This window comes from Streptomyces sp. 3211.6 (assembly GCF_003634815.1).
GTDB lineage: Bacteria > Actinomycetota > Actinomycetes > Streptomycetales > Streptomycetaceae > Streptomyces > Streptomyces katrae_A.
The window spans coordinates 6693367-6713808 of record NZ_RBXC01000001.1; the positions used below are offsets into that span (position 1 = coordinate 6693367).

A 20442-nucleotide genomic window follows, 5' to 3' on the forward strand; every position below is an offset into this window, starting at 1 on the left:
GCGTGCTATCGGCCGTCCGGCCGGGGCAGTGCGCCGTATTGCGATAAACCGCATTAGTGCCTGCCGTGCGCATTCGTCTCCCGGCCTCGGGGCGCACCGGCGATAAGAAGTCAAAGACGGCCCGGGAATGGACTGAGGCGCCCAGGTGGCATCGGGGATGGAAATGCCCGTGCTAAAGCGCATCAGTCCAGGTCAACGCTGCCGCACCGGCCCCGGGTGCGGGTGTCTTTCGACGCCCTCGGACACGGGTTCCCCGGCCACCGGGATTACGGCCGCATTGACGCGACCGGCGCTTGCGTACAGCCTGGGGCACCGCCCTCCGGCGCCGGAGCCGGAACTCCCACGAAGGCGGCGACGATGACCCGTTCCCCCCTGACCCGCACGGCCGTCGCCACCGCGGTGGCCGCCGGGCTGCTCACCCTCTCCGCCTGCGGTCTCGGCGGCGCCGGACACCCGACGGGCGAGGCGCGCAAGACCGGCGAGGTGGCCGGGGAGATCACCTTCCGGACCCTCCAGCTGAAGCCCGTCTACACCGCCTACGTCCAGGGCCTCATCGACTCCTTCGAGCGCAAGTACCCCGACGCCAGGGTGAAGTGGGAGGACGTGCCCGGCGACGGCTACAACGAGAAGCTCGTCGCCGACGCCCAGGCCGGGGCCCTCCCCGACGTCGTCAACCTCTCCACCGACTCCTTCCAGCTCCTCGCCGGCCGCGGCATGCTCGCCGACGTGGCCGCGCTCGACGCAGGGGTGGCCAAGGAGTACGTCCCGGGCGCCTGGGAGCAGTTCAAACTCCCCGGCAAGGGCGACGGGGTGTACGCCTACCCCTGGTACGTCACCCCCGAGATCCTCACCTACAACCAGGACCTGTTCACCAGATCCGGACTCGACCCCGCCCGCCCGCCCACCACCGTCGAGCAGTTCTTCGACTACGCCGACCAGATCGCCGCCCGCTCCGGCGGCCGGTACGCGGCCTTCATGGCCGACCCCAAGGGACGGCTGCCCGGGGACTGGCAGAAGATGGGCGTGCCCCTCCTGAACCAGGCCGGGGACCGCTTCACCTTCGCCACCGACCAGGCCGTCGCCTGGGCCGACCGGATGAAGGACCTGTACGCCAAGGGCGCCATGCCCAAGGAGTCCCTCCTGAAGGCCGACGACATCAACCAGCTCTACGGCAGCGGCCGGCTCGTCTTCGGCCCCGGCTCGCCCGGCTTCGTCAAGGACATCAAGGCCAACGCCCCGCAGGTCTACGCCCAGACCCGGGTCGCGGGCGCCGTCACCGGAACCCTCGGCCACATCGGCATCTACGCCCAGTCCCTCGGCATCCGCAAGGACACCGCCCACCCGGACGCGGCGGCCGAGTTCGCCAAATGGGTCACCAACGGCCCCAACCAGGTCGAGTTCTCGCGGCGGGCCACCATCTACCCCTCCAACGCCCAGGGCCTGGCGGACCCGCGCTTCGCCGACCGCGGCGACGGCAAGGACGCCGAGACGCTGGCCCGCGCGATCGGCGCCGAACAGCTGAAGACCGCCGCCCTCGACGCCAACACCCCCGTCCAGTGGACCAGTCAGGTCGGCGACGCGGTGGCGCGCGAGATGCAGAAGGCCATCAAGGGCGAGGAGGACTCCCGCACGGCCGTGCGCAAGGCCGAGGAGGAGGCCAACCGGCTGCTGGCGGCGGCGGGCCGCAGGTGACGGCGGCGCAGGGCGGGGGAGGGCTGCCGCACCGCAGGTGGTGGAGCCCGTACCTGTTCCTCGCACCCGGCCTGGCCGCCGTCCTGCTGTTCAGCCTCTGGCCGTTCGTCAACACCGTCGTGCTGTCGTTCACCGACGCCCGGGTGCTGGAGGGCGGGAGCTTCGTGGGCCTGGCCAACTACCGGCGGGCCCTGGCCGACCCCGACTTCTGGGCGGCGGCCGCCAACAGCGTGCTGTACCTGCTGGTCGTCGTGCCCTGCCTGGTCGTGCTGCCGCTGGGACTGGCCGTCCTGGTCCGGCGGGAGCTCCCCGGCATCGGCCTCTTCCGGTCCGCCTTCTACACCCCGGTGATCGCCTCCGCCGTGGTCGTCGGCCTGGTCTGGCAGTGGCTGCTGCGCAGCGACGGCGCGGTCAACGCGGTCCTGGTCCGGCTGCGGGTGGTCGCGGAGCCCGTGCCGTTCCTGACGGACAGCACGCTGCTGCTCCTGTCCGCGATGATCGTCACGGTCTGGAAGGGCCTGGGCTACTACATGGTGTTCTACCTGGCCGCCCTCGGGAACGTACCGGGCGCGCTCTACGAGGCCGCCGCGCTCGACGGGGCGGGCGCGCTGCGCCGGTTCACCAGCATCACCGTCCCCTCCGTCAAACCGATGATGCTGCTGGTCGGGACGCTGTCGGCGATCTCCGCCCTGCGGGTGTTCACCGAGATCTACATCCTGGGCGGGGAGAGCGGCGGTCCCGGCGGCGGCGCCCGCACCCTGCCGTTCCTGATCCGGCAGGTCGGCCTCGGCTTCGCCGGCGAGACCGGCTACGCCTCCGCCCTCTCCCTGCTGCTGTTCCTGCTGACCCTGGCCTTCAGCCTGCTGGGGCGCCGGCTGTCGAAGGGGGACGAGGCGTGAGCGCGCCCCGGGCCGCCGACGGGCGTGCGGGCACGGGCAGGCGCCGGGCCGGTCTCCTGGCCCGCTACCTGACGCTGTGCGTGGCCCTGGTGGTGACGACCGGTCCCCTCGTCTGGCAGTTCCTGACCTCCCTGCGCGGGCGCGGCGAGAACGTCTACGAGGGGGTGCTGCCGGCCCGCCCCACCCTCGGCAACTACGTCCGGGTCGCCGAGTCCTTCCCGCTGCTCCCGTACACGGCGAACACCCTCGTCGTGGCGGCCCTCGCCGTCACCTCGAACCTGCTGTTCGCCGCGATGGGCGGCTACGCCCTGTCCCGGGAGGGCTGGAAGGGCCGCAGGGCGGTCTTCACCGTGCTGACGGCCACCCTGATGTTCCCGTTCGAGTCCGTGATGATCTCGATGTTCCTCACCGTCCGCGGGATGGGCCTGGTCGACACCCTCGTCGGCGTGTGGCTGCCCGGAGCGGTCTCCGTCCTCAACATCATGATCATGCGGGCGGCGTTCCTCGCCGTCCCCCGGGAACTGGAGGAGGCCGCGGTGCTCGACGGGGCTGACGAGTGGACCCGCTTCACCCGCGTCTTCGTCCCCTCGGCCCGCGGCGCCCTGGCCGTGGTGTGCATCACCAGCTTCATGGGGGCCTGGGACGACTTCCTGTGGCCCCTGATCGTCCTGACCGACAGCGGGCACTACACCCTCCAGCTCGGCCTGAAGAGCCTGGCCGGCGCCACCACCGTCAACGACCAGCGGCTCATCGCGGCCGGGGCGATGGCCGCCCTGCTGCCGATGCTGCTGCTCTTCCTCGCCCTCCAGCGGTTCTTCTTCCGCGGTGTGGGCGAGGGAGCCGTCAAGGTCTGACCCGCTCCGACCCCGCCGTGCCCCCGCACCGACCCTCCCCTTGGAGCCGCCGTCATGCACGACGACCGCAGCATCACCGAGCAACGCCTCCGCCGGGTCCTGGGCGAACGCATCAGGCCCGCCGTCCGCTCCCGTCCCCTCGCGCTCACCGTCGAACGCTGGGACGCCCCCGGGGAGCCCGTCCCCGTCGCCGAGGCACTGGCCGCCCGTTACGAGCCGTGCGCCCCCGGCGACGCCTGGGGGCCGGCCTGGGGCACCACCTGGTTCCGGGTCACCGGCACCGTCCCCGCCGACTGGGCGGGACGCACGGTCGAGGCCGTCCTCGACCTCGGCTTCGACCGGATGATGCCCGGGTTCCAGTGCGAGGGCCTGGTCCACCGGGCCGACGGCTCCGAGGTCAAGGCCCTCAACCCGTACAACGACTGGGTGCGGGTCGCCGACCGGGCGGCCGGCGGGGAGCGGATCGAGTGGTACGTCGAGGCCGCCGCCAACCCCGTCCTGGTCGAACACCGCCCCACCACCGAGGGGGACCGGCTCACCAGCGGCGACCGGCCCCTGTACCGGCTCGCCCGGATGGACCTGGCCCTCTTCGAGACGGAGGTCTGGGAACTCGTCCAGGACCTCGACGTCCTCGAAGGGCTGATGGGCCAGCTCGCCGAGGACGACGCCCGCCGCCACACGGTGCTGCGCGCCGTCGCCTCCGCCCTCGACGAGATCGACCTCGACGACGTCCCCGGCACGGCCGCCGCCGCCCGCGCCCGGCTCGCCGGGGTGCTCGCCGCCCCCGCCCACGCCACCGCGCACCGCATCAGCGCCGTCGGGCACGCCCACATCGACTCGGCCTGGCTGTGGCCGCTGCGCGAGACGGTCCGCAAGGTGTCCAGGACCGCCTCCAACATGGTCGCCCTGATGGACGAGCACCCCGAGTTCGTCTTCGCCATGTCCCAGGCGCAGCAGCTCGACTGGATCAAGACCCACCGGCCCGAGCTCTTCGAACGGGTCAAGAAGAAGATCGCGGACGGGCAGTTCGTCCCCGTCGGCGGCATGTGGGTGGAGTCGGACACCAACATGGTCGGCGGCGAGGCCATGGTCCGCCAGTTCCTCTACGGCAAGAGGTTCTTCCTGGAGGAGTTCGGCATCGACACCAAGGGGGTCTGGCTGCCCGACTCCTTCGGCTACACCGCCGCGCTGCCGCAGATCGTCCGGCTGGCCGGCAACCAGTGGTTCCTCACCCAGAAGATCTGCTGGTCCCAGACCAACCGGTTCCCCCACCACACCTTCTGGTGGGAGGGCATCGACGGCTCCCGCGTCTTCACCCACTTCCCGCCCGTCGACACCTACAACAGCGACCTCGGCGGCGCCCAGCTGGCGCACGCCGCCCGCAACTACCGTGAGAAGGGCCGTGGTTCGCGCTCGCTGGTGCCCTTCGGCTGGGGCGACGGCGGCGGCGGCCCCACCCGCGAGCAGCTGGCCCGGGCCCGCCGCCAGCGGGACCTCGAAGGCTCCCCGCGCGTGGAGATCGAGCGCCCGGACGCCTTCTTCGACAAGGCCCGCGCCGAGTACGCGGACGCCCCCGTCTGGGCCGGCGAGCTCTACCTGGAACTGCACCGCGGCACCTACACCTCCCAGGCCGGCACCAAGCAGGGCAACCGCCGGGGCGAGTCCCTGCTGCGGGAGGCCGAGCTGTGGGCGGCGACGGCCGCCGTGCGGGTCCCCGGGTTCGCCTACCCGTACGAGGACCTGGAACGGCTCTGGAAGACCGTCCTGCTCCACCAGTTCCACGACATCCTCCCCGGCTCCTCCATCGCCTGGGTGCACCGGGAGGCCCGTGAGACCTACGCCCGCGTGGCGCGGGAGCTGAGCGCCCTCACCCTGGCCGCGCAGACCGCCCTCGCCGGCGAGGGCACGCGGGAGCTCGTCTTCAACTGCGCCCCGCACACCCGCCGCGGGATCCCGGCCGGCGGCGCGGGCCTCCCCGCCCCGGCCCCGCAGCCCGCCACCGTGGAGGAGCGGCACGGCGGCGGCCACGTCCTGGCCAACGGGCGGCTGCTGGTGGAGGTCGACGGCCGCGGCCTGATCGTCTCCGCGTACGACCTGGAACACGGCCGGGAGGCCCTTGCCCCGGGCGCCGCCGCCAACCTGCTCCAGATCCACCCGGACTTCCCGAACATGTGGGACGCCTGGGACGTCGAGGCCTTCTACCGCAACAAGGTCACCGACCTCGACATGCTCGACGCCCTGGAGGTCACCGAGCACGGCCCCGGCGCCTGCACCGTCACCGCCACCCGCTCCTTCGGCTCCTCCACCGTCACCCAGACGATCACCCTGCGCGCCGGGGCCAAGACCGTGGACCTGGTCACCGAAGTGGACTGGCACGAGACGGAGAAGTTCCTCAAGGCCGCCTTCCCCCTGGACGTGAAGGCCGAACGGACCTCCTCCGAGACCCAGTTCGGCCACGTCCAGCGCGCCACGCACACCAACACCTCCTGGGAGGCCGCCCGGTTCGAGATCTGCGCCCACCGCTGGATCCACGCGGAGGAGCCCGGCTGGGGCACGGCCCTGCTCAACGACTCCACCTACGGCCACGACGTCACCCGCGACGTCCGCCCCGACGGCGGCCAGACCACCACCGTCCGCCTCTCCCTGCTGCGCGCGCCGCGCTACCCCGACCCGGAGACCGACCAGGGCCGCCACACCCTGCGCTTCGCCCTCGCGCCGGGCGCGGACATCGGGGACGCGGTCCGCGAGGGCCACGCCCTCAACCTGCCCGAGCGGGTCCTGCGCGGCGCGGGCCCGGTCGCACCGCTGCTGTCCGTCGACAACGACGCGGTGGTGGTGGAGGCGGTCAAGCTCGCCGAGGACCGCGGCGGCGACGTGATCGTCCGGCTCTACGAATCCCGGGGCGGCCGCGCCCGGGCCATCCTCACCCCGGGCTTCCCCGTCGGCGCGGCGACCGAGACCGACCTCCTGGAGCGCCCCCTGCCGCCCACGGCCGTCGGAGCTCCCACCCCGTCGGGGGTGGTCCCGCTGAACCTGCGCCCGTTCCAGATCGTCACGGTCCGCCTCCGCCCCGCCTGACGGCCCGCGGCCGGGGCCGGGCCCGGCCCCGGCCCGCCGCCCTCCCTCCAGCCGGCCCTCCGGGCGCCGGCCGGAGGGGAGGGCGGGCCGTGAGAGTCGCCACAGCTGTTTTGCACCTAGTTGCAAAACCGTCTCCCGCTCCCTTACAACAGGGTCAGGACACCGCGCGAGGAGACACACACCCATGAGCCCGTACCCGCACCTGCTGAGCCCCCTGGACCTCGGCTTCACCACCCTGCCGAACCGCGTGATCATGGGCTCCATGCACACCGGCCTGGAGGAGCACCAGGGCGGCTTCGAGCGGCTCGCCGCCTTCTACGCCGAGCGCGCCAAGGGCGGCGCCGGGCTGATCGTCACCGGCGGCATCGCCCCCAACGACGCCGGGCGCCCCTTCGAGGGCGGCTCCCGCCTCACCACCGAGGAGGAGGCCGCCGAGCACCGCGTGATCACCGACGCGGTGCACGCCGAGGGCGGGAAGATCGCGATGCAGATCCTCCACTTCGGCCGCTACGCCTACCACAAGGACCTCGTCGCCCCCAGCGCGGTCCAGGCCCCCATCAGCCCCTTCGTCCCCAACGAGCTCAGCGACGCCGAGGTCGAGCGCACCGTCGAGGACTTCGTCCGCGCCGCCCGCCTCGCCAAGCTCGCCGGCTACGACGGCGTCGAGATCATGGGCTCCGAGGGCTACCTGATCAACGAGTTCATCGCCGCCGCCACCAACCGGCGCACCGACCGCTGGGGCGGCGCCTACGAGAACCGCGTGCGCTTCCCGCTGGAGATCGTCCGCCGCACCCGCGCCGCCGTCGGCGAGGACTTCATCCTGATCTACCGCCTGTCCATGCTGGACCTGGTCCCCGGCGGCTCCACCCTCGACGAGGTCGTCCACCTCGCCAAGGAGATCGAGGCCGCGGGCGCGACCATCATCAACACCGGCATCGGCTGGCACGAGGCCCGCATCCCCACCATCGCCACCTCTGTCCCGCGCGGCGCCTACACCTGGGTCACGCAGAAGCTGATGGGCGCGGTCTCGGTCCCGCTCGTCACCAGCAACCGCATCAACACCCCCGAGAAGGCCGAGGAGATCCTCGCCGACGGCCGCGCCGACCTGGTCTCCCTCGCCCGGCCCTTCCTCGCGGACGCCGAGTTCGTCGCCAAGGCCGCCGCCGGCCGGCCGGAGACCGTCAACACCTGCATCGGGTGCAACCAGGCCTGCCTCGACCACACCTTCAGCGGCAAGATCACCAGCTGCCTGGTCAACCCGCGTGCCTGCCACGAGACCGAGCTCGTCCTGTCCCCGACCCGGACGAAGAAGACGGTCGCCGTCGTCGGCGCCGGCCCCGCCGGACTCGCCTGCGCCGTCTCCGCCGCCGAACGCGGCCACGCCGTCACCCTCTTCGAGGCCTCCGGCCACATCGGCGGCCAGCTCGACATCGCCCGCCGCATCCCCGGCAAGGAGGAGTTCGAGGAGACCATCCGCTACTTCGGCACCCAGCTGGAGGCCCGCGGCGTCGACGTCCGCCTGAACACCCCCGCCGACGTCGCCGCCCTGCGCGGCTACGACGAGGTCGTCGTCGCCACCGGCGTCACCCCCCGCACCCCCGCCATCGAGGGCGTGGACCGCGAGAACGTCGTCAGCTACCTCGACGTGCTGCGCGACGGCGCCCCCGTCGGCGAGCGCGTCGCCGTCGTCGGCGCCGGCGGCATCGGCTTCGACGTCGCCGAGTTCCTCACCGACAGCGGCGAAGGCGCCTCCCAGGACCCCGCCGTCTACTTCCGGCACTGGGGCGTCGACACCGCCTACGCCGGCCCCGGCGGCCTCACCGCCCCCGAGCGCCCCGCCACCCCGCGCCGGGTCACCCTGCTCCAGCGCAAGACCACCAAGGTCGGCGCCGGCCTCGGCACCACCACCGGCTGGATCCACCGCGCCGAGCTCAAGCACCGCGGGGTCGTCTCCGTCGCCGGCGCCACCTACGAACGGATCGACGACGAGGGCCTGCACATCACCGTCGACGGCGAACCGCGCCTGGTCCCCGCCGACACGGTCGTCCTGTGCACCGGCCAGGAACCGCGCCGCGACCTGTACGAGGCGCTGCGCGCCGAGGGCATCGCGGCGCACCTGATCGGCGGCGCCGACGTGGCCGCCGAACTCGACGCCAAGCGCGCCATCCGCCAGGGCACCGAGCTGGCCGCGGCCCTCTGATCCCGTCGGCGCAAAGGGAGTTGTGGCGGCCCGGCCGGGCCGCCACAATCTCCGGGTGACGCTGACACCCGCAGACGCCGACAAGATCCTCGCCGACCACTTCGCCCCCTGGGTGCTCGCCCTCGGCCTCACCGTCGAGGAGACCGGGGAGCGGCACGCCGTCCTGCGGCTGCCCTGGTCCGACTCCCTGGCCCGCGACGGCGGCGGCCTGTCCGGCCAGGCCCTGATGGCCGCCGCCGACACCGCCACCGTCATCGCGGTCTCCGCAGCGCGCGGGGCCTACGGCCCGATGACCACCGTCCAGCAGTCCACGAGCTTCCAGCGGCCGGTCGTCGGCGCCGACGTACTGATCACCGTCCGGGTCACCAAGCTCGGCAAGCGCATGGCCTTCGCCGACGCCACCCTGACCCCCGACGGCGCCCAGGACCCCGCCGCCACCGCCTCCACCGTGTACGCCCTCCTCGGCTGACGGGGTGCCGGCCCCCGCCTCGCTCTGGCGCAACCGCGACTTCACCGTCTTCTGGCTCGGCCAGGCCCTGTCCGTCCTCGGCGGCTCGCTCTCGCTGGTGGCGCTGCCCATGCTGGTCCTCGCCGCCACCGGGTCCCTCGTCCAGATGGGCCTGATCACCGTCGTCACCGGGGTGAGCGGGATCCTCACCGGGCTCTTCGCCGGCCATGTGGCCGACCGCTGCGACCGCCGCCGCCTGATGGTCGCCTGCGACCTGCTGCGGGCCGTCCTGCTCGGCGCGGTGCCCCTGCTCTGGCTGACGGCCGGGCCGCTGATGTGGCCCTTGTACGTGCTGACCGCGCTGGTCACCGCCCTCAAGACGGTGTTCGACGTGGCGTACGTGAGCGCCGTTCCCCAGCTGGTGGGCGCCGGGGAGCTCACCGCCGCCAACTCCCGGCTCATGGGCACCTTCGCCCTCGGAACGCTGGCAGGCCCGGTCGTCGCGGGGTTCATCACCGCCGGGGCGGGTGGTGAATGGGCCCTGGGGATCGACGGGGCGACCTTCCTGGTCTCGGCGGTGAGCCTGCGCTGGGTGACCTTCGGACGCCACGCGCCGCCCGCCGGCGAGACCGCGGCACGGGCGGCCGCCGCCCCGGCCGGAGGGCTGCGCGAGGTCTTCACCGTGGGCTTCCGCTTCCTGTGGGGGCACGTGCTGCTGCGCCCCCTGACCGTTCTGCTCACCCTGCTGACCTTCGTCACCATGGGCACCACCGACCTGCTGGTCTACCGGGTCCGGGAGGACCTCGGGCGGGACGCCGCCACCCTCGGCTACGTGATCGCCCTGAGCGGGCTCGGCGTCGTCGCCGCGGCCCTGGCGGCCGGGCGGCTGCGGCGGGTCCTCGGGTTCGGGCCGTGCTGGCTGGGTACCGTCGGGCTGATCGCGGTGTCGGTCGCGGGCATCGGCCTCAGCCGCAGCGTGCCCGTGATCGCCGTGCTGGCCGCCGTGTTCATGTTCGGCATGACCCTCGGCGGGATCACCTCGATGACCCTGCGGCAGGAGGTCACCCCGGACGAGCTGCTCGGCCGGGTCACCTCCGCCTTCTGGACGGTGCACAACGCCGCGGGCCCCGTGGGCGCCGCCGTCCTGACGGGACTGGGCGCCCGGTACGGGGTTCCGGCGGTCAGCGTCGCGGGCGGCGTGCTGTGCCTGCTGATCCTCGGGGCGGGACTGGCCACCCCGCTGCGGGGCGCCCGCCGCGGGCCCGCGCCGCGGGGGCAGGCGGCGGATGCGCGGATCCCGGGCGGCCGCCGGGGCCGGCGGGCCGGGAAGACGGCGCCGGGGGCGTGACGGGCGCCCCCGGCGGCGGGCTCAGAACCGCTGGGGTCCGGCCGGGAAGGGCAGCGGCGACTGACCCGGCACGGCCTCGCGCCGCTGGGCCGGGGCCGGGACGGTCGTGCAGGTCACGTCGCGGCCGGGCAGCCGGCCGGTGGCCAGATAGGTGTTCACCGGGCCGTTCACACAGGAGCCGGGCTCGGACAGGTACACCGTGTGCCCCTCACCGCCCAGGGCCGTGACCATCCGCGAACCCCGCAGGACGGCGTGCATCCCCTGCCCGCTGACGAGCGGGGTCTGCGAGTCCCACTCGTTCTGCACGAGCAGCACGTCCGCCGGGATCCGCATCGGCGTGGCCGGCTCGGCCGGCCGCTGCCAGAACGCGCACGGCTTGATGTTCGAGGCCATGTCTCCGTACAGCGGGTAACGGGCCTTGTCCCGCTCCGCGTCACGCCGGTACTGCTCCGGGTCGCGCGGCCAGGAGTCGGTGTCCCCGCACAGCACCGAGAAGGCCACGGCCATGCCGTTGTCCGAGGCGGGCTCGGCCGCGTCCCGCAGGGTCCCGCGCAGCTCCTCCGGCACGGCCACGCCACGGGGCGGCGGCGTGCCCTCGGCCGCCGCCTTGAGGGCGCCGACGAACGGGGCCGCCTGGGCGGGGGAGAAGAACAGGGGCCGGGCCCTGCGGATGTCGTCCCCGGTGAGCTTCCGGCCCTCGAGCTCGATCGGGTCGCGGTCCGCCCGCGCCACCAGGCTCCAGAAGGCGGTCGACACCGCCTCGGGGGTGGCCCCGAGGTGGTACTCGGCGTCGCGCTCCGCCGTCCACCGCGTCCAGCGCGCGAACGCCGGCTCGGCCTCCGTGGCCCACACCTGGATCATGCCGCGCCAGATCCGCTGCGGGTCGATCGAGCTGTCCAGGACGAAACGGTCGGTCCGGGACGGGAACAGCTGGGTGTACACCGCGCCGAGGTAGGTGCCGTACGAGTAGCCCAGGTACGAGATCTTCCGTTCGCCCAGGGCCACGCGGATCGCGTCCATGTCACGGGCCGTGTTGCGCGTGGTGATGTACGGGAGCACCGCATCGGCCTTCTCCCGGCACTTGTCCGCGACCGTGCGCGCCCATGCCACGTCCGCGGCGAAGGTCTCGGGCCGGTAGGCCCGCTGGAACTGCTGCTCCGCGTCGGTCAGTCCGCAGCTGACCGGGCTGCTCGCGCCGACACCGCGCGGGTCGAAGCCGATCAGGTCGTACTTCTCGCGGACCTCGGCGGGCAGCGCCCCGTCCGCCATCAGCGGCAGGTCGAGCCCCGGTCCGCCCGGTCCGCCGGGGTTCATCAGCAGGACGCCGCGTCGCTTGGCGGGGTCCGGGCTCTTCATCCGGGATATCGCGAGGTCGAGGGTGCGCCCCCGCGGCTGCCGGTAGTCGAGCGGCACCTTGAGCGTGGCACATTCGTACGCGGCCGGCTGCTCGGCGGCGCACCGGTGCCAGGCGGGCTTTGGCGGGGCGTACTCCTGGGCGGGGTCGGCTGCGGCCTGAGTGGCCGTCAGGAGGGGCAGGGAGGTGGCCAGTAGCCCGGCGGCGGCGAGCAGGGGTGCGAAGCGTTTCATCTGCGGCACGGAAGGCCGTTCCTTTCGGAGAGGGGCGGTCCCATTCCCTGCCCACCTTGGAGTACCGGGCGGCGGGGCGAATCATCCCTCATGACGGCTCTCGTCCTCTTCGCGGACGAGGTGATTTCGGACAACGAGCCACATTCCCTTAGGGGTTGGGCTCAGTGGCCGGTGTGTGCGGCGCCGTTCTCCACCCTTCCGCCGAATCGCTCGCGCAGCTCTGCCAGGGCGTCCTCGGTCGGGGCGGTGACCACCCAGCGGTCACCGACGAGATAGACGCCGCCGTAGGGTTCGGCCTCGGCCAGCCAGGAGCGCAGGCCCTGCGCGGCGGCGAAGGTGGTCATGCGGTAGGCGCCCTGCCCGGTCTCGCAGGAGCCCTGGCGCAACTCATCGGCCTGGATGCCCAGTTCGGCGGTGCAGCCGAGGGCGGAGGCGAGCTGTTCGACCGTCGCCGCGGCGGCGGGGGCGGTGCTCGCCGCATGGGCGGCGTGGGCCGCGTGCGCGGACCCCGGGCGGGCCGGCGCGGTGGCGCAGGCACCGGCCGCCAGTGCGGCGCACAGGACGGCGCCCAGCGCGCACGCGCGGCGGATCCGGCGCTTGTCGGACGGGGGCATGGCAACCTCACGGGCTGGTCGGGGAAGGGCCGTGGTGCCCGGCGGGGAGGGGGGCCGGGCACCACGGGGTCTGGGGGTGGGGGCGGGGCGGCCTAGCCGGCGGCCTTCGCCTTCTTGCCCTTGTCGGTGACGGCGAACCAGAGGCCCTGCTTGCCCTGCCCGTTGACGTCGCCCGGCTGCTTGTCACCGGTGAAGGTGTAGACGGGCCAGCAGTCGATCGTCAGCTGCTCCGAGCCGTCCGGCCGTTTCACCGAGCCGACCAGTTCCGAGGGAATTCCGGAGACCTCCGTCTTGTCCACCGGTTTGGCCGGCTTCCAGGTGTCCAGGCAGGCGTCGAGGCAGCCGAATTTCATCGGCCAGGCGCTGTCCTTGTCGAAGCGGTAGAGGGTCCAGCCCTCCGCGTTCTGCAGGATTCCGCCCAGTTGTGCGTTCTGCCGGACCGAGAGCGAGACCTTCTTCCCGTCCGCCGGGGAATTCGCCCCGGCCCCCATGTTCATTCCCATTCCCATTCCCGATGCCATTCCCGAGCCCGAGCCGGAGCCGGAGCCCGTTCCCGCGCCGGCGGCCTTGGCTGCGGCGGCCGGCTTCCCGTCGGGGCCCACGGCGTGCCAGGTGCCGCCGACGCCCTCGCCGAGCGCGTCCCCGGCCTTGGTGTCCTTCGCGTAGCGGTACACCGGCCAGCCGCCGAGCGTCAGCTGCTTCGTCCCGTCGGCCCGGGTGACCGAACCCAGCATCGCGGCGTCGACACCCGCCCCGGCCTGTGCGTCGTCCGCCAGGACCACCGGCCAGGCCTGGGCGCAGTCGCCCTCGCAGTTGGACTTCGGGGGCTTGGCGGTGTCCTTGTCGAACCGGTAGAGGGTGAAGCCCTCCCCGTCGGTGACCGCCGAGCCCACCCCCGCCACCTCCTGCGCCTTCAGCTGCCCGGCCGGACCGCTCTTCGCGCCCCCGCCCGCCGGGGCGTCGCCCGAACCGGATCCGTAGCCCGACCCGTAGAGGTCGAGCTGCTTGCTGTCGCCCACCGGCTTCACCGAATCCTGCTTCGCGGCGGAATTCCCGCCGGAACCGCACCCGGCCGTCAGCAGAAGTACCGCGACCGCCGCCGACCCGGCGAATATCTCACGGCGCATTGTCCTGGTCTTCACGATCTCTCCTCGAGGTTCTGGTCCGATCCCGCGGGCTCACTGCCTTCGCCCATTGATACGGGGCCCGGGCCGGTCGGAGCCGTATTCCCCGGGAATTTGTCAGATCGCGACAGGAATGAACTCGGGTACCCGTCGGGACCGTGCGCGGCTCATTCCCGGAAGCGCAGCGCGAGCGCCGGACAACGCCGCACCGCGCGCAGTGCCTTGGGCCGCAGCCGCGCCGGGACCGGCATGGAGGCCTGGGCCGGGTAGCCGTCCGCGTCCAGCCGCACGACGTCGGGCAGGACGTCCACGCACAGCCCGTGCCCCTTGCACAGCGTCCAGTCCACGACCAGCCGCTCCGCGCCCCCGGCCGGCTCCTCGTCCGGCGGCAGGGGCAGCGCCCCGGTCACCGGGCGGCCGCAGCCGCTGCCGAGGGCGTGGTCGCGGAACTCCTCGGGGAACGAGGCGAGCGCCGAGGCCACGAAGTACGAGGTGCCGTCCGGATGGCTGCACGCACCCCGGCGCCGGACCCCTCTCAGCCGGGCCTCCACCGCCTCCAGCGCGGCGCGGCCCCCGCCCCGTACGGCGTCCTCCAGGACGTCGGCCAGCGCGGGCAGCCCCCGTACGCAGGGCCCGCACTGGCCCGCGGACTCCTTGGCCATCCAGCGCGTCACCGCCGCCACCTCCCCGGCCGGGCAGGTCTCCTCCGGCAGCGGCAGCACCGCCCCGGCGCCCAGCACCGCGCCGAAGGCGGACAGGGACTGCCGTGACAGGTCGGCGGAGCGGGCCGCCCCGGGATCCAGCCAGCGGCCGTGGTAGCCGCCGACCAGCACCCCTTGGCCGACGCCGCTCCCGCACAGGTCCAGGACGTACGCCAGGGAGGTCCCGGACGGGGTCTCCACGACCGTGGACCCGGCGACGGTCAGCAGGACCGTCCCCGGCTCGGAGGGCAGGCCGACCGAGCGGTAGGCCGGGGCCCCGAGCCGGGCGGCCACGGCGAGCTGCGCGTAGGTCTCGGTGTTCGACAGCAGGGTCGGAACCCCGCCCAGGCCCCGTTCGCTGGTCCGCACCCGCTGCCCGGACGGCAGCGCCGGCCCGCCGTTGAGCCCGTTGACGAGGGCGGTGCCCTCGCCGGTGACGAAGCGTTCGGGCAGCCGGGCCACGCGCACCCGCCTGCCGCCGGGGCCGCGTTCGTCGACGGCGTCCCGTACGGAACGCTCCACGTCCGCCCGGGTGACGGCCACGACCACCTCCTCGGCGGACACGGCGGCCGCGGCCAGCAGGGCTCCGTCCAGCACCAGGTGCGGGGCGTGCAGCAGCAGCGCCGTGTCCTTGAGGCAACTCGGCTCGCCCTCGCTGCCGTTGACCACGACGGCGGTGGCGGACTGCTTCTCCCGGGCCGAACGCATGACGGCCTGGAGCTTGCGGGCGAAGGGGAACCCCGCGCCGCCGCGGCCCCGCAGGCCGATGTCCGAGGCCAGGTCGGTGAGTTCGTCGGGGTGGAGCCGGGGGAGGGGGCCGTGCGCCGCCAGATGGGCCTCGCGGTCGAGCCACCCGGTGCGGTCCAGCCCGGTCAGCAGCCGGGGGGCTCCCACGCAGCCGAGCCCCGGGCGTTCCGCCGGGCCGCTCACAGCCACCCCTCTCGGCCGGCGGACCGCCCGCCGCCCTCGCCGCCGCCCGGGCCCGCCGGGGCCGTGGCGGCGGCCGCGTACGGCTGGGCCCCCGGCCCGGGCGGCGGCCCGGCCGGGCGGGCGGCGGCGGACGTACCGGCGGCGGTGCGCTGCCCGGGAACCGAGGGCATCCCGGTGAGGGGGACGTCCTGCACGAAACCGGGCCGCCCGCGCGAGGGCCGGGAGCCCTGCGGGGGGGCGGGGGCGGGGCCGGGCTGCGGGGCTGCGGCGGGCCGCGGGGGTGCGCCGAGTCTCCTGGAGCGCAGGCGCAGCACGATGACAGCGGCGACCCCGGCCAGGCACAGGGCGTACGAGGCCGTCACCCAGGGGTCCGCGGCGCGGCCGGCCTTCAGCCCGTGCACGAGGGAAGCCCCCCACGCCGGGTAGGCGCCGATGTGCAGCGCCCGCCACCACACGGAGCGGTTCTTGACCGCGAACACACTACGCACGGCTCCGGAGACCGCGACGGCGACGAAGAGATATCCGGCCAGGGTCCCGAGGCCGATCAGGACGGGCCGGTCCGCGTCGGCGAACGGCAGGAACGCGCCCGCCGCGGTGGTGTGCCCCTGGGCCACCTTGACCCAGACGTGCAGGGCCAGGAATCCCAGTCCGGCCACGGCCAGCCCGCGGTGCACGCCCTGGGCCAGCAGCCGGTGCCCGGAGCCGAGAACGGCCCGGTCGGTGGCGGCCAGGCCCCACAGGACGGTGGCGGTGAGGCTGACGAGCGAGAGCACGCCCACGCCGAAGTCGAGGAACTCCCACAGGCGGGACAGGGCGCCCGCGCGGACCGCCACGAGGAGCGAGACGAGTGCGGCACCGGCGCCGCAGAGCGCGCTCGGGCGCAGCCGGCCGGAGGCGGGCAGGAGCGGGGGCCGCCGGACGGCCCGCCGTCCCGCGGCCGGAGCCGCCGCCGCGTGGCGGCTCCTGCGTCGCGACCGGTGGGAGCGGGGTATGTGCGGCTGGGGCAGGGGCATCCAGTTCTCCTGTGCACCGGGGCTCCGAGCACAGTCCACCTGGCGCTCGGCACCCGGGATCGTGGTGGTGGCGGCCGGCAGCGCTGTGGAATTCCCGCGCCGGCCGAAGGGGCTCGGGGCCGGAGTGCAGCAGCATCGTGGAGCTGCGCAGCATCTCCACAGGATTTATCGAAACGTGATAATTTCTCGCACCGCGTCTCCGGCGCATCGAACAACGCCGGAAGATTCCCCTCCAGTGGAGGTCGTGACAGGCCGCCGCGTCGCGCGCCATCCATGCGTCCCCGGGGGCAAAAACAAGGCAAACCCGCAGGGCGCAAAAGTGGCCGGATCCCTCCAGAAGGGCGCGTGGGGGCTGCAACTCTCTTGACAGGCAGGGTCGTTGGCGAGGCAGACAACCCTGACGGGCTTGTCGCTCCTCCACCGGACAGGCCTCACCCCGGCAAGAACGAGGAAACGATGTGCGAACTTCTGAACCGCATCTGGTCCCGCCCGCGAGGAGAGTGGACGCGTGTCGTGCGCAGGGAACTCCCCGCACTGGCCGCGGAGATAGTGGAGGAGCTTCTGCAGGGAATTCCCGGATTCTCCACACTTGTCGACGGTAATGACGCCATCGGCGACGAACTGATCCGGCAGCGGGTGGAAGAGGCCCTCCTCACCGCCCTCGGCTACCGCGACGAACCGGCCCGCGACGAACCGGCCCGCGACGAACCGGCCCGCGACGAACCGGCCCGCGACGAACCCGCCCGGGACGAACCGGCCCGCGACGAGACCGCCCACGACCCGGCCGGGGACGACGCCGGACACGAGGTCCGGCACGACGGCCGCCGGGAGGACCCCCGCGGGGGCGCCCCCGAAACGGTGCGCGGGGCCGGCCACGACCACGGCAACGGCCATGGCCACGGGATCCGGCACGAGACCCCCACCGCCGCTCCCGACCGGCTGCGCCAGGAACTCTTCAAGGCCCTCACCGACGACCGGGCCGCCTCCCAGGACTCCCTCGACGACCTCGCCCGGGCGGCCGGCTGGCCGCTGCCCGCCGCCGTCCGGGCCATCGCGCTCGCCACCCCCGGCGAGGCCCAGCAACTGGCGGCCGTCCTCGACGACGCCCTCGCCGGCATGTTCGCCGGCCGCCCCTGCCTGCTGCTCCCGAGCCCCGACGCCGACGCCCGCGCGGCCCTCGAACCCCCGCTGCGCGGCCGGGTCGCCGCCGTCGGACACGCCGTACCCCTGCGCGACACCGCCTCCTCCCTGCGCTGGGCCCTGCGCCTGCTCACCCTCACCCCCGCCCGCGGCGGCCTCGACGCCCGGGCCGTCTTCGTGGACGACCACCTCTCCACCCTCCTGCTCCTCCAGGACGAGCCCCTGGCCCACGCCCTGGCCGCCCGCTGGCTGCGCCCGCTGGCCGACCTCACCCCGCGCCAGAGCGAACGCCTGGAGGTGACCCTGCTCGCCTGGCTGGAGGGCGGCGGCGCCCCCGAGGCCGCCAAGGCCCTCAACGTGCACCCGCAGACCGTCCGTTACCGGATGCGCCAGCTGGAGAAGCTCTTCGGCCCCGGACTGCGCGACCCCCGCACCCGCTTCGAACTGGAGATGGCCCTGCGCAGCCGCCGCCTGATGGCGCAGGTGCGCCGCCAGCACTCCCGGGTGGCCCGCCGCGCCGCCCGCGTGGTCGGCGCCGAGTTCCCGCCCCTGGTCGTCGGACGGATGGCCCGCGTCAACGGCCTGTGACCGCGGGCCGCACGGCCCGCGCCAAGCGGCCGGCCCGGAGCCGAGGGGCTCCGGGCCGGCCGCACACGCGTTCCGGGCGGGTCAGCGGCAGGACCGCCCGCCGTTGATGCAGCCCACCGCCCGGGCCATCAGACCGTCCGACATCACGTTGATGAAGTCGCCGTGGTCGGTCACCGGCTTGTGCAGCTGCTCGGGGAAGCTGTCCACCGCGAACCGCGCCCCGGGCGCCACCCCGTACGTGACCCGCTCCACCAGCTGCGGGATGGCGGTGAAGCCCTTCTTGCAGCGCCCGCTCCGGTCGGGGAAGTCCACGTGCGTCCGGTGGTTGGCACTGTCGGTGTTGCGGCCGTCCCAGCAGCTCTGGAAGGTGAAGGTGCGCACCACGTCACTGCCCTTGGGGCAGACCGGGTACTTGTCCTTCAGCTGCCGGTCCTCGAAGCCGGTGCAGCTCCAGGAGGCGTTGGCATTGGCGGTGCCGTTGCTGAAGGCCTTCGCGTCGCCCGTGATGATCCGCAGGAACCGGGGCATAGCCTTCACCGGGCCGGCCGGGCTGCCCTTGAAGCTGATGCTCGCCTGCTTGGGCCGCAGGATCGTCCCCACGTTGGCGTCCTGCCCGCCGCCCGGGGCCTTCGCGTCGCGCTCGGCCCTGCCGTCGCGCAGCCGCAGCACCGGCCAGTAGTAGGTGGACTGGTCGCCGTTGGCGCAGGTGGTACCCGAAGCGGCCAGGCTGTTGTTGGTGGAGAAGGCACTGGTCGTCTTGTTGCCCACGTAGTCGTGCATGTGGTGCGCACCGTTGGAGACGCCCGGCGCGACGATCACGTTGTCCGGGTTGAAGTGCCCGTTCTCGTTGCGCCCGCACTCCGAGGTGAAGGTGCCCTTCGAGGCGGCGGCCGAGGGCGACGGGGCCTTCGCGTTGGGCCGGACCCTGGTGATGTCCACGAAGTCGCTCTTCGCCGGACCGGCCTTCTGCCCGATGCTCCGGGCCCCGTCGGCGGCCGCGTCGTCCTGCGCCGGAGCCTCCTTCATCGAGCACCCGCTCAGCGCTCCCAGCCCCTCCGGGCGGCTTCCCGAGCGGCCTATCGCGTCGGACATCCGGGAGATGGCCGTCCCGCGCTGGTCGCGCAGCCGGCCCAGCAGCGCGTCCTGCTGCGCCTTGCCCTTGACCTGTCCCCCGGCGAGCTGCCGGTAGGCGTCGGCCACCTGGACGTCCAGCCGGGCCAGGTTCTCGTCCACCTCCGCCCTGGCGCCGTCGGGGACGGCCGTGAGCTTGTCACCCACGTCCGGGCAGTCGATCGTGGCCGTCACCTGTCCGGTGCGGGAGGCGTCCTGGCCGGCGTTCGCGTTCCCGGCGACGATCGCCACCCCGCCGCCGCCCAGCACCAGGGCGCTGACCACGGCCAGGAGCTTCTTCGACAACCGGGGGCGCCTGTGGCCCTGTTGACTCATGCGATCACTTCACTTCGTATCGTCGGTCGGACATCGGAGGGGCCGAGGCCCCCTGGGGGCGTGCCGGACCGGGCGAGGAGGGCGCGGGGGCCGCGTCGGAGAGGGAGTCGAAGTCGACGAGCCCGGTCTCCTCCAGCACCGTGATGTGGTCCAGGACGGTGGTGTTGGCCGAGGTCGCGAGGGCGCGCACCATGGAGTTGCGGGTCTGCGCCCGTACCTGCGCCAGCAGGGCGAACACCTTCCCGTGCGCCCGGCGCAGCAGCTGGACGAACAGGCGCTCGTACTCCGGACCCTGAGCGGCCGTCAGCTGGTCCAGCCAGCCCTGCTGCTGCGCGGAGGGCCGGTCGGGCAGGTCCACGCCGAGGGCCTGGCCGACCTGGATCACCTGCCGGTCCAGCTCGGTGTGGCCCTCCACCAGGTGCGCTCCGGCGGTGCGGACCGCCGGGCGGGTGCCGCGCTGCTGGGCCTGCCGCCCGGCGGGCAGCTCCCACAGGCCGGCGAGCCGCACCTTGCGCACGAAGTCCCGGTCCACGGGGCTGAGCGGCCCGTACGCCGTGCTCATGGTCCCGGCGCCGTCGTCCTGGACCCCGGCGGGCAGGCCCGAGGCCCCCGCGGGCGCCGCGGCGGCCCGGTCGCCGAACTTCGACACCGGGACCAGCAGCGCGACCAGCGTGGCCACCAGCGCGGTGATGACCAGGCCGCTCCCGATCGTGTGTCTCGTGGCCACGGACAGGCCGCCGGTGGATCGCCGCCGCAATGACAGCACGCTGCCTCCTCGCT

General features: G+C 73.8%; 15 protein-coding genes. 8 read left to right on the plus strand and 7 right to left on the minus strand.

Going from position 1 to position 20442, the window contains the following annotated elements; all coding sequences use genetic code 11:
* Positions 1-357 precede the first annotated feature (357 nt).
* The 7 genes from BX286_RS30780 to BX286_RS30810 all read left to right on the plus strand — a co-directional run bounded on the left by BX286_RS30780 (position 358) and on the right by BX286_RS30810 (position 10519).
* The gene (locus BX286_RS30780) at positions 358-1692 is read left to right on the plus strand and encodes a sugar ABC transporter substrate-binding protein (protein WP_079430754.1); all 1335 of its coding nucleotides are present in this window, start codon (positions 358-360) and stop codon (positions 1690-1692) included.
* Positions 1689-2591, plus strand: coding sequence for a carbohydrate ABC transporter permease (locus BX286_RS30785; protein ID WP_237293170.1), 903 nt, complete (start codon positions 1689-1691; stop codon positions 2589-2591). The genes BX286_RS30780 and BX286_RS30785 overlap by 4 nt, the downstream gene beginning before the upstream one ends.
* On the plus strand, positions 2588-3445 hold the full coding sequence (locus tag BX286_RS30790; RefSeq protein WP_079430755.1) for a carbohydrate ABC transporter permease: 858 nt from the start codon (positions 2588-2590) through the stop codon (positions 3443-3445). Before BX286_RS30785 ends, BX286_RS30790 begins: the two co-directional genes overlap by 4 nt.
* A 54-nt stretch (positions 3446-3499) precedes the next feature.
* Positions 3500-6523 (plus strand): glycoside hydrolase family 38 C-terminal domain-containing protein, encoded by a 3024-nt coding sequence (locus BX286_RS30795; RefSeq protein WP_121016955.1) that lies wholly within the window; start codon positions 3500-3502, stop codon positions 6521-6523.
* A 184-nt stretch (positions 6524-6707) separates the two neighbouring features.
* The gene (locus BX286_RS30800; protein WP_079430757.1) at positions 6708-8723 is read left to right on the plus strand and encodes an NADPH-dependent 2,4-dienoyl-CoA reductase; all 2016 of its coding nucleotides are present in this window, start codon (positions 6708-6710) and stop codon (positions 8721-8723) included.
* A 55-nt stretch (positions 8724-8778) separates the two neighbouring features.
* Positions 8779-9192 (plus strand): PaaI family thioesterase, encoded by a 414-nt coding sequence (locus BX286_RS30805; RefSeq protein WP_100864032.1) that lies wholly within the window; start codon positions 8779-8781, stop codon positions 9190-9192.
* A gap of 4 nt (positions 9193-9196) precedes the next feature.
* Entirely contained in the window at positions 9197-10519 is a 1323-nt protein-coding gene (locus tag BX286_RS30810) for an MFS transporter (RefSeq protein WP_121016957.1), read from the plus strand.
* A 21-nt stretch (positions 10520-10540) separates the two neighbouring features.
* On the opposite strand, the gene BX286_RS30815 is transcribed toward BX286_RS30810, so the two are convergent.
* The 5 genes from BX286_RS30815 to BX286_RS36795 form a co-directional block, all read right to left on the minus strand.
* On the minus strand, positions 10541-12106 hold the full coding sequence (locus tag BX286_RS30815; RefSeq protein WP_121017777.1) for an alpha/beta hydrolase: 1566 nt from the start codon (positions 12104-12106) through the stop codon (positions 10541-10543).
* 161 nt (positions 12107-12267) lie between these two features.
* Positions 12268-12720 carry a hypothetical protein gene (locus tag BX286_RS30820; protein WP_079430758.1) on the minus strand — a complete coding sequence of 151 codons (453 nt, stop codon included), beginning with the start codon at positions 12718-12720 and terminating at the stop codon, positions 12268-12270.
* A 92-nt stretch (positions 12721-12812) separates the two neighbouring features.
* Positions 12813-13862 (minus strand): SCO0930 family lipoprotein, encoded by a 1050-nt coding sequence (locus BX286_RS30825; RefSeq protein WP_237293171.1) that lies wholly within the window; start codon positions 13860-13862, stop codon positions 12813-12815.
* A 149-nt stretch (positions 13863-14011) separates the two neighbouring features.
* Positions 14012-15475, minus strand: a complete 1464-nt coding sequence (locus BX286_RS30830; protein WP_121016958.1) for an NADH-quinone oxidoreductase subunit NuoF family protein — start codon at positions 15473-15475, stop codon at positions 14012-14014.
* Positions 15472-16488, minus strand: coding sequence for a hypothetical protein (locus tag BX286_RS36795; RefSeq protein WP_187344220.1), 1017 nt, complete (start codon positions 16486-16488; stop codon positions 15472-15474). Before BX286_RS36795 ends, BX286_RS30830 begins: the two co-directional genes overlap by 4 nt.
* Before the next feature lie 513 nt (positions 16489-17001).
* Between BX286_RS36795 and BX286_RS30840 the strand changes: the two genes are divergently transcribed.
* Positions 17002-18216 (plus strand): CdaR family transcriptional regulator, encoded by a 1215-nt coding sequence (locus BX286_RS30840; protein WP_261993555.1) that lies wholly within the window; start codon positions 17002-17004, stop codon positions 18214-18216.
* Positions 18217-18297: 81 nt separating this feature from the next.
* Here BX286_RS30840 and BX286_RS30845 read toward each other — a convergent pair whose 3' ends face one another.
* Positions 18298-19662, minus strand: coding sequence for a DUF1996 domain-containing protein (locus tag BX286_RS30845; RefSeq protein WP_100862375.1), 1365 nt, complete (start codon positions 19660-19662; stop codon positions 18298-18300).
* Between the two features lie 4 nt (positions 19663-19666).
* Positions 19667-20389, minus strand: a complete 723-nt coding sequence (locus BX286_RS30850) for a DUF4142 domain-containing protein (protein ID WP_398898838.1) — start codon at positions 20387-20389, stop codon at positions 19667-19669.
* Positions 20390-20442 lie beyond the last annotated feature (53 nt).

What these genes read in the sequence shown, in the direction of transcription:
- BX286_RS30820 (WP_079430758.1), bottom strand. Translation starts at nt 12,720, where the DNA reads ATGCCCCCGTCCGACAAGCGCCGGATCCGCCGCGCGTGCGCGCTGGGC.
- BX286_RS36795 (WP_187344220.1), bottom strand. Translation starts at nt 16,488, where the DNA reads ATGCCCCTGCCCCAGCCGCACATACCCCGCTCCCACCGGTCGCGACGC.
- BX286_RS30795 (WP_121016955.1), top strand. Translation starts at nt 3,500, where the DNA reads ATGCACGACGACCGCAGCATCACCGAGCAACGCCTCCGCCGGGTCCTG.
- BX286_RS30815 (WP_121017777.1), bottom strand. Translation starts at nt 12,106, where the DNA reads ATGAAACGCTTCGCACCCCTGCTCGCCGCCGCCGGGCTACTGGCCACC.
- BX286_RS30845 (WP_100862375.1), bottom strand. Translation starts at nt 19,662, where the DNA reads ATGAGTCAACAGGGCCACAGGCGCCCCCGGTTGTCGAAGAAGCTCCTG.
- BX286_RS30800 (WP_079430757.1), top strand. Translation starts at nt 6,708, where the DNA reads ATGAGCCCGTACCCGCACCTGCTGAGCCCCCTGGACCTCGGCTTCACC.
- BX286_RS30780 (WP_079430754.1), top strand. Translation starts at nt 358, where the DNA reads ATGACCCGTTCCCCCCTGACCCGCACGGCCGTCGCCACCGCGGTGGCC.